Annotated in this window: 10 protein-coding genes; 1 reads left to right on the forward strand and 9 read right to left on the reverse strand. The window is 73.2% G+C overall.

The features are described from left to right. Positions 1-79: 79 nt before the first annotated feature. From JQT67_RS12075 to JQT67_RS12085, 3 genes are all read right to left on the reverse strand, one after another. Entirely contained in the window at positions 80-1,546 is a 1,467-nt protein-coding gene (locus tag JQT67_RS12075; RefSeq protein ID WP_208064964.1) for an amidohydrolase, read from the reverse strand. 47 nt (positions 1,547-1,593) lie between these two features. Continuing rightward, complete coding sequence (locus JQT67_RS12080) at positions 1,594-1,773, reverse strand: hypothetical protein (RefSeq protein ID WP_026373185.1); 180 nt, start codon at positions 1,771-1,773, stop codon at positions 1,594-1,596. Between the two features lie 104 nt (positions 1,774-1,877). Beyond that, complete coding sequence (locus JQT67_RS12085) at positions 1,878-2,162, reverse strand: hypothetical protein (RefSeq protein WP_208064966.1); 285 nt, start codon at positions 2,160-2,162, stop codon at positions 1,878-1,880. An 89-nt stretch (positions 2,163-2,251) separates the two neighbouring features. Between JQT67_RS12085 and JQT67_RS12090 the strand changes: the two genes are divergently transcribed. Next, positions 2,252-3,253: a GlxA family transcriptional regulator gene (locus tag JQT67_RS12090; protein WP_208064968.1), complete on the forward strand. Its 1,002-nt coding sequence runs from the start codon at positions 2,252-2,254 to the stop codon at positions 3,251-3,253. On the opposite strand, the gene JQT67_RS12095 is transcribed toward JQT67_RS12090, so the two are convergent. The 6 genes from JQT67_RS12095 to JQT67_RS12120 all read right to left on the reverse strand — a co-directional run bounded on the left by JQT67_RS12095 (position 3,220) and on the right by JQT67_RS12120 (position 12,137). Further along, a complete protein-coding gene (locus JQT67_RS12095; RefSeq protein ID WP_208064970.1) occupies positions 3,220-4,254 on the reverse strand; it encodes a hypothetical protein in 1,035 nt (344 codons plus the stop codon). The two genes, JQT67_RS12090 and JQT67_RS12095, sit on opposite strands and share 34 nt — an antisense overlap. A 110-nt stretch (positions 4,255-4,364) precedes the next feature. Beyond that, positions 4,365-6,089: a malto-oligosyltrehalose trehalohydrolase gene (gene treZ, locus JQT67_RS12100; RefSeq protein WP_208064972.1), complete on the reverse strand. Its 1,725-nt coding sequence runs from the start codon at positions 6,087-6,089 to the stop codon at positions 4,365-4,367. A gap of 69 nt (positions 6,090-6,158) precedes the next feature. Continuing rightward, on the reverse strand, positions 6,159-6,746 hold the full coding sequence (locus JQT67_RS12105; protein WP_208064973.1) for a hypothetical protein: 588 nt from the start codon (positions 6,744-6,746) through the stop codon (positions 6,159-6,161). 267 nt (positions 6,747-7,013) lie between these two features. Further along, positions 7,014-9,335, reverse strand: a complete 2,322-nt coding sequence (gene treY / locus JQT67_RS12110) for a malto-oligosyltrehalose synthase (RefSeq protein ID WP_208064975.1) — start codon at positions 9,333-9,335, stop codon at positions 7,014-7,016. Positions 9,336-9,347: 12 nt separating this feature from the next. Next, a complete protein-coding gene (gene glgX / locus JQT67_RS12115; protein WP_208064977.1) occupies positions 9,348-11,597 on the reverse strand; it encodes a glycogen debranching protein GlgX in 2,250 nt (749 codons plus the stop codon). Positions 11,598-11,663: 66 nt separating this feature from the next. Continuing rightward, a complete protein-coding gene (locus JQT67_RS12120; RefSeq protein WP_208064979.1) occupies positions 11,664-12,137 on the reverse strand; it encodes a YbaK/EbsC family protein in 474 nt (157 codons plus the stop codon). Positions 12,138-12,156: the final 19 nt, after the last annotated feature.

Below are 12,156 nucleotides of genomic sequence, written 5' to 3' on the forward strand. Positions count from 1 at the left end.
CCGGTGGCGCCGCGCACCCGCTTGTGCCGGATCGACAACGGCCGGACGCATCCGCTGTCCGGGTCCGCAGGGGCGCGATTCAGCCCATCGCGTCGAAGATCGCCTCGCCCGCGACGAGCGTGAGCGCGACGGGCATGCCGCGCAGCGCCGCCGCGGCCTCGTGCGCGTCGTCGGTGCCGGGCAGCGGCGCGCCGAGCACGACGAGGTCGGCCGGCTCGCCGACGGCGACGCTCGTGCGGCTCGAGGCCGCGATCGCCTGCTCGAGCGAGAGCGCCTCCTCCGGCTGCCACGGCGCCTCGTCGCCGCGCGTGCGCGTCACCGCGGTCGCGATGCCGAGCCACGGGTCGAGCGGCGTCACGGGCGCGTCGGAGCCCAGCACGACGCGCACGCCGGCGTCGACGAGCGAGCGCAGCCGATAGGCGTCGCGCGAGCGATCGGCCCACAGCGAGGCCATGAGCTCGCGGTCGTCGAGCGCGTGCTCGGGCTGCACCGAGGCGACGATGCCGAGCCGCGCCATGCGCGGGATGTCGGCCCCGGCGACGAGCTGCGCGTGCTCGATGCGGCCGCCGACGCCCGCGCGCTCGAACGCGTCGATCGCCGCGGTGACGGCCGCGTCGCCGATCGCGTGGACCATCGCGTCGAGACCGAGCTCGCCCGCGCGCGCGAGCAGCCGGTCGAGCGCCTCGTCGTCGACGTTGCGGACGCCCCTGCCGAAGTCGCCGCCGTCGACCTTGGCGCTCGAGGTGCCGTACGGATGCGCGGTCCACGCCGTGCGCGTGCCGAGCGAGCCGTCGGAGATCACCTTGAGCCCGCCCACCCGCGCCCTGCCCGCGATGACGTCGCCCGAGCGGAGCCCGCGCTCGGCGGCGAGCTCGAGCTCGTCGGCGTAGATGCCGACGTCGACGCGCGTCGGCGTCGCCCTGCCGGGACGCATCCACTGCCCGACCGCGTCGCCGAACTCGAGGTCGACGACGCCGACGACACCGCGCGACGCGGCCGCCGCGAGGGCGTCGACGACGTGGCGGTCGAGGGCGTCGGGGTCGAGCATCGCCTCGACGTCGCCGAGGGCGGCGAAGGCGGCGTCCTCGCGGAGCAGCGCGCCGTCGAGCTCGAGCCCGAGGCGCTCGAGCATCGCGGTGTTCGGCCACGAGCAGTGCACGTCGCTCGAGACGACGAGCGTCGGCACGGGGCCGGTCGCCTCGTCGAGCAGCGCGCGGGTCGGCGCGGCGGGCCAGAGGCCGTCGCGCATGCCGACGAGCACGAGCGGGTCGGGGCCGGAGTGCCGCACGACCGCCGCGGCGGCGATCGCGGCCGCCTCCTCCGCCGACTCGGCGGCGAGCACGCTCTGGCGCGTGCGGTGCCGCGCCCACTGGCTCATGTGCGTGTGCTCGTCCCACAGGCCGGGGACGACGACCGCGCCCTCGAGGTCGCGGCGCTCCCCCGTCGACGGGGTCGAACCGGCCGGGCTGATGCGCTCGATCTCGCCCTCGACGATGTCGATGTCGGTCAGGGAGCCGTCGAGGAGCCGGGCGTTCGCGAGTCGCATGGCTCCATTGTGGGGCCCCGCTGCAGGGCCGCTGCGCGCTCGCCGCGTCAGTGCGAGGGCCGCGGCTCGCGGCGGCGCGCGATGCGCTCGAGATCCGGCTTCCGGCGCGGCGCCTGCTGGCGCAGCAGCACGACGACGGTCGCGAGCGATCCGACGACGCCGATCGCGGCGATGATGGCGAGCCACGTGGGGTCCGTGGCGACGCTGCTGGCCCAGGTCGCGTCCATGCGTCGATGATGCGACCGCGATGGCGGGAGCACCAGGGGTCGGTTCGCGGGCGAAGGCCCGACGATCGAGTCGTCGGGCCTTCGGCGATCGGGATGCGCGGGCGTCATCGGGCGGGCACCGCGCCGCCCCAGATGCTCGCGTCGATGACCGGCTGGGCCATCTGCGGAGCGAGGCCGTTCCCAGGCGCGTCGAGGCGGTGCGAGAGCTGCTCCTCGATCGTCGCGGCGAGGCGTCGCGCGTCGTCGTCGAGCGAGCGGTCCCGCAGCTGGGCGAGGCGCTCCGCGTCGGTCGCGACGCGGGGCGCGCGCTGGCGGACCAGCGCGGTGACGGAGCCGACGATCGCGACGGCGCCGAGGACGAGGAGGATGAGGAGCCAGGTGGTGTTCATGGCAGGAAGTCTGCGCTTGCCAAGATCCCGCCACGAGTGGCAGGGTCGTCAATGTCCGACAACATCCTGCCAATCGTCCGGAGGGTTCGATGCTCAAGGTGGCCTGCATCGTCGACGACGACCTCAGCGCGTTCGAGCTCGCCGTCGCCGGCGAGGTCTTCGGCTACGACCGCTCGGATCGGGGCGTGCCGCGGCACGACTTCCGGGTCGTCACGCAGACGCCCGGGCCCGTGCGGGTCTCGGGCGGCCTGAACCTGCCGATGATGGTGGAGCACGGGCTCGACTTCGCCGACGAGGCCGACCTGCTCATCGTCACGCCCTACGCGCAGTGCGAGTACGACGGCGAGTGCTCGCTCGCCGTCTCGCGCGTGCTCCAGCGCGCCGTCGACCGCGGCGCTCGCGTGCTCGCGCTGTGCTCCGGGGCGTTCGTCGCGGCCAAGGCCGGCATCCTCGACGGCCGGCGCGCGACGACGCACTGGCGGCACATCGACGACCTCGCGGCGCAGTTCCCGCACATCGCGCTCGAGCGCGACGCGCTGTGGGTCGACGACGGGCCCGTCACGACGAGCGCCGGCACCGCGGCGGCGATCGACGCGTCGCTGCACGTCGTGCGCCAGCTGCACGGCGCGCAGGCCGCCGCGGTCATCGCCCGCTCGATGGTCGTGCCGCCGCTGCGCGACGGCGGCCAGTCGCAGTTCGCCGTCGGCCCCGTCGCCGAGCAGCGCGCCGAGACGCTCGCGCCGCTCATCGACTGGATGGTCGCGCACCTCGACGAGGAGCACACCGTCGCCTCGCTCGCGCGACGGGCGAACCTCTCGGAGCGCACGTTCGCGCGCCGGTTCCGCGAGGAGCTCGGCACGACCCCGGCCGCGTGGCTCACGTCGCAGCGCGTGCAGCGCGCCCAAGCGCTGCTCGAGGCGACCGACCTCGGGCTCGACGCGGTCGCGCAGCAGGCCGGGTTCGGCACGGCGGCGCTCCTGCGCCACCACTTCACGCGGCAGCTGCGCGTCTCGCCCTCGGCGTACCGGCGGCGCTTCGCCGTGCCCGCGCCCGCGCCTCAGCCGAGCGCGCTCCAGCCCGGCGGCATGTAGCCCTCCGCCTCGAGCATGAACCGGCCGAGCGGTACCGGCGGCCGCTTCTGGATCTTCGGCGCCGACGAGCGCAGCTCCTTGAACGGCTTCCCCGAGACAGTGACCTCGCGGCGGTCCTCGAAGGCGACGCCGGGCCGCGGCATCGGGATCGTGAGCACGCGACCCGCTGCCCACTCCGGCTCCACCGGCATGACAGGCTGCAGCTCGATCGCACGGCCGTCCGGGAACATGAAGCCCCCGAAGGCGACAGGGTCGCCGCCGTCGACGGGCGTGAGCCAACGCATCCAGACGCCCGGGTCGAACTCCGGCAGCTCGGCCGGCGCCGCCTGCTCGACGGCTCGGCGGCTGCCGACCCGCCAGCGCTCGTAGGGAACGGCCTCGGCGTGGTCGCCGAAGGCGCGCGGCGCGAGCAGCCGCAGCTCGACGACGGCGTCGCCGGCCTCGATCGCCGCGACCGCCGCGTCGAGCCCGTCGACGGGCTCGGCCTCGTAGTGCCACGGGTGGAGCGACTTGCCGTAGGCGGTCGACGGCTCGATCCAGAGCGTCTCGCCGCCCTCGTCGAGCTCGACCTCGACGCGCAGCGCGGCGCCACTTTCGTCGAGCGCCCACAGGCCGAACGGGTTGACCGGCTGATCGCCCTCGCGCTCGAGCGGCGGCTGCTGCGGGAGGAACGCCTCGGCGTCGGACGCGATGAGGAGGTCCTGCTCGCCCGAGTCCCACTCGTCGTCGAGCGTCGCGTCGTCGCGGACGGGGGCGTCGGGCGACTCGGGCTCGAGGTCGACCGCGACGAGCCAGCCGAGCTCGGGGTCGCTGTCGGCCACTTGCTTGACGAGCGTGCTGTAGACGCCGGCGGGGATCTCGCCGGCGCCCTCCGGCACGCGCACGTAGGTGCGGCGCTGCCCCATCGGGTGGTTCGAGAGGCGGATCTCGACGATCGGGCCGCGGCGCGACTCGAGGTAGCCGACGTGCGGGAAGGAGAGGTCGCCGACGAGCTGAGTCACGCGTCAACGGTAGCCGGGTCTCGATACGCCCGGCCTGCGGCCGGGCTACTCGACCGACGGGCGGAGGGGCGTGCGCGTCGACGCGCTCAGCGCGCTGCGCGAGCGGGGCGCTAGGCGAGCAGCGCGCCCGAGCCGGGCGGGAGCGTCAGCTCGCCCTCGAGCGCGACGTCAGGGTGGGTCGCGAAGCGCAGCTCGCCGCGCTCGACCGCGACCGTCTGCGGCTCGCGACCGACGTTGATGACGACCTCCACCGCATCCGCCATGCCCGCTCGACGCACGAGGCGCAGCACGCGCCGCTCCTCGTCGACCTCGACGCGGTTGCGCGAGTAGTGCGGGTCGGTGAGCGCCTCGAGCTCGCGCCGCAGCCGCGCGAGCTGCCGGTAGCCCTCGAGCACGCGCGCGTGGCGCCCGCCCTGCGCCTCCGACCAGTCGAGCTTCGAGCGCTCGAACGTCGCGGGGTCCTGCGGGTCGGGCACGACGGCCGGGTCCCAGCCCATCTGCTCGAACTCCTCGAGCCGGCCCTCGGCGGTCGCCTTGCCGAGCTCGGGCTCGGGGTGCGACGTGAAGAACTGGAACGGCGTCGACGCCGCCCACTCCTCACCCATGAAGAGCATCGGCGTGAACGGGCCGGCGTAGAGCAGCAGCGCCGCGCACAGCAGCTGCGACTCGTCGAGCACCTCGGTGATGCGATCGCCGCGAGCGCGGTTGCCGATCTGGTCGTGGTTCTGCGCCGACACGACGAGCCGCCACGACAGCGAGCGCTCGACGTCGATCGGATGCCCGTGGTCGCGACTGCGGAACGACGAATAGGTGCCGTCGTGGAAGAAGCCGCGCTCGAGCGCCTTGCCGAGCGCCGCGAGCGGCTCGAAGTCGGCGTAGTAGCCCGCCGTCTCGCCCGTGAGCGCGACGTGCACGCCGTGGTGGAAGTCATCCGACCACTGGCCGTCGAGCCCGTAGCCGCCGCCCTCGCGCGGGGTGATGAGCTTCGGGTCGTTCATGTCGCTCTCGGCGATGAGCTCGAGCGGCCGCCCGAGGTGCGCCGAGAGCGCCGCCGTCTCGATCGCCATCTCCTCGAGGATGTGCGTGGGGCCGTCGTCGTGGAGCGCGTGCACCGCGTCGAGCCGCAGCGCATCCACGTGCATGTCCTCGAACCAGAAGCGCACGTTGTCGAGGATGAAGCGGCGCACCGCCGGCTCAGCCAGGTTGACGTGCTCGCCCCACGTCGAGCGGCCCTCGCTCGAGAGGTAGGGGCCGTAGAGCGGCAGGTAGTTGCCCGAGGGCCCGAGGTGGTTGTAGACGACGTCCTGCACGACCGCGAGCCCCGCGGCGTGCGCGGCCTCGACGAACCGCTGGTAGGCATCGGGCCCGCCGTAGCCCTCGTGCACCGCGAACCACGCGACGCCGTCGTAGCCCCAGTTGTGCGTGCCGTTGAAGGCGTTCATCGGCAGCAGCTCGACGTGCGTGACGCCGAGCTCGCGCAGGTGGTCGAGCCGGCCGGCGGCCGCCTCGAGCGTGCCCTCGGGCGTGAACGTGCCGACGTGCAGCTCGTAGAGCACGCCGCCCGCGATCGGCTTGCCCGTCCAGCCGCCGTCCTGCCACTCGTGGGCGGATGCGTCCCACACGCGGGAGCGCTCGTGGACGCCGCGGGGCTGGCGCATGCTGCGCGGATCGGGCCGCACCGCGTCGTCGTCGTCGATCTGGAAGCCGTAGTCGCCCGCCGGCGCGAGCGCGTGCCACCAGCCGCCCTCGGCGCTCGTCATCTCGACGGACTCCTCGTCGGCGACGACGCGCATCCGCTCGGCGTTCGGCGCCCAGACCCGGTACTCGTGCAGCATGCAAGCAGGCTAGGGCGGCCGCCCGCCGCGAGCCTGCCGGTTGCCTGGGAACCGCTCGGCTCGGTCTCGTTACCGCTGCGCGGAGCGCGCGGCGAACCACTCGTTGGCCGCCGGCAGGAAGAGCAGCACGACGCTCAGGATCGAGATGAGCGAGCCGAAGTTGAGCCCCTGGCCGGAGGCGAGCGACGTGACGATGCCGATCGCGGCGAGCACGGCGAGCACGATGCGGGCCCAGTTGCGGCCCTTCGTGGCGAACAGGAGCACGACGACCTGCGCCACCACGAGCACGGCAGCCACGGCGACGAGCGCGCCGACGACGCCGAGCGCCCCGGGCTCCCCCGCGCCCGCGAGCGCGAGCAGACCGATGAGGGCGAGGCCGATGCCGATCACGCCGAGCACCACGCCTGCCCACTGGATGCCGAGGCCCCACTTGACGACCGCCGGCATGGGCATCCCGGCGCCGTACGACGCGGGCTGTCCGTACTGCCCGCCCTGGCCGTAGGGCGCGTAGCTCACCGGTTGCTCGGCGTAGGGCTGGCCCTGCTGGGACTGGCCGTACGGCGCCGGCGATCCGTACTGGTCGGGCTGCCCGTGCTGGGGCTGCTGCCCGTATCGCGGCTGCTGCGGGTCTTCGGGCGTGGGCGCGTCGTGCTGCATGAGGGCAGGCTATGCCCCTGCTGTGCCGAGCGCACCCTCCGCCGTCGCGGCGCGCCGAGCCGCGGCGGAGGGGCCGAGCACACCCACCAGCAGCCCGACCCCTCCGGCGGCGACGCGACCGGGCCGGCGCCGCGATCGATGCGGCGCGAGCCGGGCCGCGAGCTCCAGCGCGCGAGACTCGCACATCCTAGTAACAGCGTCTGCGAACGCGCCGAGAGCGTGCCCGTCGCTGAGCGATCAACCCCGCTCGAGCGAGCCGGGGCGCCGTCAGTCGGCGCGCGTGAGGAGCGCGACCGGCAGCGTCGAGAGGAGGTCGGCGAGCCGGGTCTCCCCGCCCCGCAGCTCCTTCGTCGTCAGCAGCTCGCGCCAGCGGCCGTCGGGCAGCTGGATCGTCGTGTCGCCCCAGCCGCCGCGCTGGGCGAGCCCGATCGGCAGTCGCGTCGCGACCGCGATCGCACCGCCGCGGTCGAAGGCGATCGCGTGCGCCGCCGCCTCGCCGTGCGGCAGGATCGGCGCGTAGTCGGCGAAGCGCTCGGGGTGGTCGCGACGCAGGCGCAGCGCCTCGCGCACGAGCCGGGTCTTCGCGACCTCAAGGTCCCACCCGCCCGACAGCGGCGAGCGCGCGGACTCGCGCAGCGCATCCATCCGCGCCCAATCGATCGGGCGGCGGTTGTCGGGGTCGACGAGCGACTGCTCGAGCGCCTCGGAGCCCTGGTAGACGTCGGGGAAGCCGGGGATCGTGAGGCTCAGGAGCTTCGCGCCCAGCACGTTCGCGCAGAACCCGGCGTCGGTCGACGCGAGGAACGCCTCGACGTCGCCCCTCGCGGGCTCCTGCAGCACCTGCCGCACGAGCTCGGCGAGGTGGCGCTCGAACTCCGCGTCGGGCGCCGTCCAGTGCGTGATGTCGTCGGCCTCGCGCGAGGCCTTCTCCATGTAGGCGAGGAGCCGCTCCTCGCTCGCGGGCCATGCGCCGACGATCGCCTGCAGCAGCAGGTTGACGAAGGGCCGACCCTGGTGGGGCGCGAAGACGAGCAGCTTGTCGAGCAGCGCCTCCCACTCGCCCGGCACCTCGGCGATCGTCGTGATCCGGGCGCGCACGTCCTCGCCGCGCTTCGTGTCGTGGGTCGAGAGGGCGTTCATGGCGAGCGGCCACTCCTGCTGGCGCTGTGCCATCGAGGTGTGGAACTCCTCGACGTCGACGGCGAACACCTCGGGATCGCCGCCCACCTCGTTGAGGCTCGTGAGCCGCGAGTAGCGGTAGAACGCGGTGTCCTCGACGCCCTTCGCCATCACCATGCCGCTCGTCTGCTGGAAGCGCAGCGCGGCGGGCTGCTCGGGGTTGCCGAGCACGGGCAGCAGCGCATCGATCGTGCCGGCGAGGTCGGGCCGGTGCTGCTTCGCGAGCTCGGCCGCGCGGCCGAGGTGGTCGCGGCCCTCGGGCAGGTAGGAGCGGTAGACGGGGAAGCACGCGAGCAGCTCGGCGATCGCGTCGGCGGCGTCGGCCGGCGCGCCCCGGTCTCCCCATGCATCCGCCGCGCACACCTCGCGCTCGAGCCGCAGCACCTCGGCGCGCAGGAGACGATCGGCGATGCCGCGCTTCGTGCCGTGGATCATCTGGGCCCAGTCGACGCGCTCGCCGCCGCGCAGCCGCGCGTCGAGCGCGTCGAGCGGCTCGGCGGCGTCGGGGTCGGTGAGCACGCGATCGATGAGGCCGAGCGTGTCGTAGCCGGTCGTGCCGGCGGTCGCCCAGCGCGGCAGCGCCTCGCCCGGCTCGAGGATCTTCTCGACGAGCACGAACGCGCCGCCCGTGAGCCGGTCGAGGTCGTCGAGGTAGCCGGCGGGGTCGCGCAGGCCGTCGGGGTGGTCGACGCGCAGGCCCTGCACGAGCCGCTCGTCGAACCAGCGGGCGATCTCGGCGTGCGTCGCGTCGAAGACCTCGGGCAGCTCGACGCGCACCGCGGCGAGCGTCGAGACGGCGAAGAAGCGCCGGTAGTTCAGCTGGTCGTCGCCCTGCTTCCAGTGGCCGAGCCGGTAGTGCTGCCGCTCGAGCACCTCTTGAGGGGTGCCGTCGCCCGTGCCGGGCGCGATCGGGAGCCGCGTGTCCCAGTACCTGAGTGCCTCGCCGCCGTCCTCGATGGCGAGGTGGCCGACGGTGCCGTCCTCGGACCAGTCGTCGTCACCGACGATCGGCAGCAGCAGCTTGCCGCCGCCCGCGTCCCAATCGACGTCGAAGTACGGCGCGATCGCGCTCTCGCGCCCCTCGCGCAGCAGCTGCCACCACCACGCGTTGTGCTCGGGCACCGCGACGCCCATGTGGTTCGGCACGATGTCGACGAGCACGCCCATGCCGAGCCTGCGCGCCTCCGTCGCCACCGCATCCAGCCCCTCGGGTCCGCCGCGCGACGCGTCGATCCGCGCGTGCGAGATCACGTCGTAGCCGTGGTTCGAGCCGGGCTCGGCGTCGAGGATCGGCGAGAGGTAGACCCAGTCGACCCCCAGGTCGGCGAGCGCCTCGAGCCGCGCGGCCGCGTCGAGGAGCGTGAACTCCTCGCTGATCTGCAGTCGGTAGGTGCTCTGCGGCGCGTGCACGGGTCTCCTCGCTCAGTCCTGCTGGTCGGGGTCGGATGCGTCGGCGTCGACGGTGGGGATGGCGCCGGTCGCGAGGCCGTTCGTCGCCGCGATCGAGGCGGCGACCGAGAAGTCCTGCTCGACCGGCGGCTTGTGCTCGCGCAGCACGAGGAGCGCGCGCGGCGCGATGCGGAGCGTGGCGCCCGCGTCGACCCGGCCGTCGTGCGGCTCGTGGGCGCCCGTGTCGATGAGCACGTCCCACGCCTCCGAGTACTCGCTCGGCGGCAGCGTGAGCTCGCCCTCGTCCTCGGAGGCGCTGCAGTAGATGAGGAAGTGGTCGTCGAGGATCCGCTCGCCGCGCTCGCCGCGACCGGCGATGCCGTGGCCGTTGAGGTACATGCCGACGGTCTTCTCGCTCGCCGCCGCATCCCAGTCGCCGTCCTCCATCGGGGTGCCGTCGCCGCGCAGCCACACGATGTCGTTGAGCCGCTCGCCGTTGCCCGTGCGCACCGTCGTGCCGGTGAAGAAGCGCTTGCGGCGGAAGGTCGGGTGGTCGTGGCGCAGCTGCGCGATCGCGGCCGTGAACTCGATGAGCGGCTGGTCGATCGTCGACCAGTCGATCCAGCTGAGCTCGGAGTCCTGCGCGTAGGTGTTGTTGTTGCCCTGCTGCGTGCGGCCGAGCTCGTCGCCGTGCAGGATCATCGGCACGCCCTGGCTCAGCAGCAGCGTCGCGAGGAAGTTGCGCTGCTGGCGCGCGCGCACGGCGAGGATCTCCGGGTCGTCGGTCGGCCCCTCGACGCCGTAGTTGTAGGAGCGGTTGTGGCTCTCGCCGTCGTTGCCGTCCTCGCCGTTCGCCTCGTTGTGCTTCTCGTTGTAGCTGACGAGGTCGCGGAGCGTGAAGCCGTCGTGCGCGGTGACGAAGTTGATGGATGCGACGGGTCGGCGGCCGGAGTGCTCGTACAGATCCGCGGAGCCGGCCAGGCGGCTCGCGAACTCGCCGAGCGCGGTCGGCTCGCCGCGCCAGAAGTCGCGCACCTGGTCGCGGTACTTGCCGTTCCACTCCGTCCACTGCGGCGGGAAGTTGCCCACCTGGTAGCCGCCCGGGCCGATGTCCCACGGCTCGGCGATGAGCTTGACCTGGCTGATCACCGGGTCCTGCTGCACGAGCTCGAAGAAGGTCGACAGGCGGTCGACGTCGTAGAACTCGCGCGCGAGCGTCGAGGCGAGGTCGAAGCGGAAGCCGTCGACGTGCATCTCGGTCACCCAGTAGCGCAGCGAGTCCATGATCATCTGCAGCGCGTGCGGGTGGGCGACGTTGAGGCTGTTGCCCGTGCCCGTGTAGTCCATGTAGAACTGCTCGTCGCCCTCGACGAGGCGATAGTAGGCCTGGTTGTCGATGCCGCGCCACGAGAGGGTCGGGCCCATGTGGTTGCCCTCGGCGGTGTGGTTGTACACGACGTCGAGGATGACCTCGATGCCCGCGGCGTGCAGCGCCTTCACCATCGCCTTGAACTCCTGCACCTGCTGGCCGCGCTCACCCGTGCCGGCGTACTCCGCGTGCGGGGCGAAGAAGCTCAGGGTGTTGTAGCCCCAGTAGTTGCGCAGGCCCTTCTCGAGCAGCACCGCGTCGTGCACGAACTGGTGCACGGGCATGAGCTCGATCGCGGTCACGCCGATCTTCTGCAGGTGGGCGATGATCGACGGATGCGCGAGGCCCGCGTAGGTGCCCCGGAGCGCCTCCGGCACGTCGGGGTGGGTCTGCGTGAGCCCCTTGACGTGCGCCTCGTAGATGACCGTCTCGTTGTAGGGCGTGCGCGGGTAGCGGTCGCCGGTCCAATCGAAGAACGGGTTGATGACGACGCCCTTGACCATGTGTGGCGCGGAGTCGTCGTCGTTGCGGCTGAGCGGGTCGCCGAAGTTGTAGCTGTGGAGCGGCTGGCCCCACTCGATCGTGCCGCTCGTCGCCTTCGCGTAGGGGTCGAGCAGCAGCTTCGCGGGGTTGTGCCGCAGGCCTCGCTCGGGCTCGTAGGGGCCGTGCACCCGGTAGCCGTAGCGCTGCCCGGGCTGCACGCTCGGGAGGTAGGCGTGCCAGACGAAGGCGTCGACCTCGCTCAGCTCGACGCGGGTCTCGACGTCGTCGTCGTCGAAGAGGCACAGCTCGACGCGCTCCGCCGACTCCGTGAAGATGGCGAAGTTCGTGCCGGTGCCGTCGAAGGTCGCGCCCAGCGGGTAGGGCTGGCCGGGCCAGACCTGGAGCTCGGAGGCGGAAGCGGTGTCAGTCATCGGGCTGAGTGTATGGCGGGGCTCCTGTGGCGGGGCTGGAGGTCCAGCACCGCTGCTCCCACCGCACTAGTCGCCGACGACGCGCTCCTCGCCGCCCGTGATGCGCAGCAGCTCGGCGTAGGTCAGCATGAAGACGGTGTCGGCCGTGCCGGCCGCCGCCGAGAGCTGCTCGTAGTCGGCGAGCGCGACGTCCACGATCGTGCGGATGGGCGCGGGGTGCCCGAGCGGCGCGACGCCGCCGATGACCTGGCCGGTCGCGGCTCGCACCTGCTCGGGCGTCGCGCGCTCGATCGGCCCGTCGCCGAGCTGCGCGGCGAGCGCGGCCGTGTCGACGCGGTGGCGACCCGACGTCATCACGAGCAGGGGCGCATCCGCCATCCAGAAGATGAGCGAATTGGCGATCGCGCCGACGTCGATGCCGAGCGCCGCCGCCGCGGCCTTCGCCGTGTGCGTGCCCTCGGGGAAGCGGATGATGTCGCGGTCGATGCCGAGCGCGGCGAGCTCTCGCCGGATGGCCTCGGCCCTGGGAGGCAGCGTCATGCCCTCATCATCGCGGATG

Source organism: Agrococcus sp. TF02-05, from assembly GCF_017565345.1.
Taxonomy (GTDB): Bacteria; Actinomycetota; Actinomycetes; order Actinomycetales; family Microbacteriaceae; genus Agrococcus; species Agrococcus pavilionensis.

Coding starts and splice junctions, on each gene's coding strand:
- JQT67_RS12075 (WP_208064964.1), bottom strand. CDS start 1,546: ATGCGACTCGCGAACGCCCGGCTCCTCGACGGCTCCCTGACCGACATC.
- JQT67_RS12080 (WP_026373185.1), bottom strand. CDS start 1,773: ATGGACGCGACCTGGGCCAGCAGCGTCGCCACGGACCCCACGTGGCTC.
- JQT67_RS12085 (WP_208064966.1), bottom strand. CDS start 2,162: ATGAACACCACCTGGCTCCTCATCCTCCTCGTCCTCGGCGCCGTCGCG.
- JQT67_RS12090 (WP_208064968.1), top strand. CDS start 2,252: ATGCTCAAGGTGGCCTGCATCGTCGACGACGACCTCAGCGCGTTCGAG.
- treZ (WP_208064972.1), bottom strand. CDS start 6,089: ATGCTGCACGAGTACCGGGTCTGGGCGCCGAACGCCGAGCGGATGCGC.
- JQT67_RS12105 (WP_208064973.1), bottom strand. CDS start 6,746: ATGCAGCACGACGCGCCCACGCCCGAAGACCCGCAGCAGCCGCGATAC.
- glgX (WP_208064977.1), bottom strand. CDS start 11,597: ATGACTGACACCGCTTCCGCCTCCGAGCTCCAGGTCTGGCCCGGCCAG.
- JQT67_RS12120 (WP_208064979.1), bottom strand. CDS start 12,137: ATGACGCTGCCTCCCAGGGCCGAGGCCATCCGGCGAGAGCTCGCCGCG.